The following is a 1,378-nucleotide window of genomic DNA, read 5'->3' on the forward strand; positions in this document are numbered from 1 at the left end:
GTTCAGCGCTCACTGGGGCTCACTCTATGATTCTCACTTCCGGGGCCCGGGTTCGGCCCGACCGTCAGGCACAAAGCAAGGGATCGGGAGGCGTCCCCAGAGGGTGCCGGCGAGGCTCGGGACCGGATCCGGGGGGTGGAGGGCGGCCGCCGGGGCCCTGGAGGGCGTCTCCACAGAGCATAAGGGTGCCCGACGGCGCTTTCCCCGGACGGGGAGGAGCGCCACCGGGCACCCAGGCGGCCGAGGGGCGGCGCGCGGTGCCGGGCACCGGGCGCCTCACCTGCGGCCTTACTCGCTCTCCAGGCCGTTCTGCAGGGCCTGCACCTCCGCGGACGTGGCGCCGATCACCTTGTAGTCGGCGTGCTTGTAGAACGTGCCGCCGGTCTTCTTCGCCCAGCTCTTCCACGCGCTGGTGCTGACCCGGCAGCTCGCCCACTGCGGGGTGGAGCTGCTGAGGGTGATCTGCGTCGTGCAGTCGCCGAGGTCCTTGCCGGTCAGCGTGCCGGCGGTGAGCCGGAACCGCACCTCGACCGTGACGGGCTTGTCCACGCTGAACGGCGGCCGGATCTTGGCCTGGACCGTGCAGCCGGAGTCGCCGTTGCAGCCGCCCTTCTTCCACTCGGAGACCGACGGGCGGGCCGAGCCGTTGAAGGAGTTCTTCAGCTCGCCCATGCTCGTGCGCATGTCCGAGATGAGGGACGAGGAATCACCGGAGTCCTTCGGGGTGACGTCCAGGGTGACGCGCGGCGTGGTCGCCTCGTAGCGGATCAGCTCCGCGTCGTCCTCGTCGGTGATGTAGAGGGTGGACGAGAAGGTGCTGAACTTGAGGGCCTTCTTGCCCTGCCACGTGGTCTCGATCGGCTTGACCTTCGCCGTCCGGGCCGAGCGGATCTTGGACGCGAGCGCCGACGGGGACAGCTGCCGCTTGAAGTCGAAGCTGAGCTCGTCGTCGTCCAGCCGGCCCCACTGCTCGCCGGACTTGAGGTAGTACGGGTCGTCGGCCGAGATCTCCTTCTCCCAGTACGACTTGTCGGCCTTCACGAACAGCTTGCCGTCGGCCGACAGCACGGTGACCCGGTCGCCGCCCCAGGTGACGGGCCCCATCGCGCGGCCGCCCTTGGTGACGTTCAGCTCGCCGCGCAGCGTCTCGGCGCCGCCGAAGGTGCCCTTCAGCTCCACGGCGCGGGCCGCGGACATGCTCGTGGCCGCGGCGGTCAGCTTCTCCTCGGGCGTCTTGCCGCTGTTCGCGGTCACCGCGTACACGACGACCGCGACGATGATGAGGAAGACGAGGCCGCCGCCGATCAGCCCGATGACGAGCCCGCCGCCTCCGCCGCGCTTCGGCGGCGGCATGGCGGGGCCCATCGGGGCGCCGGGG

Annotated in this window: 1 protein-coding gene; it reads right to left on the minus strand. The window is 70.5% G+C overall.

From position 1 onward, the window contains the following. Positions 1-288: 288 nt before the first annotated feature. On the minus strand, positions 289-1,378 hold a 1,090-nt coding region (locus HUX53_RS06700), incomplete at its 5' end, for a hypothetical protein (protein WP_176402291.1).

This window comes from Actinomadura sp. BRA 177 (assembly GCF_013372625.1).
GTDB lineage: Bacteria > Actinomycetota > Actinomycetes > Streptosporangiales > Streptosporangiaceae > Spirillospora.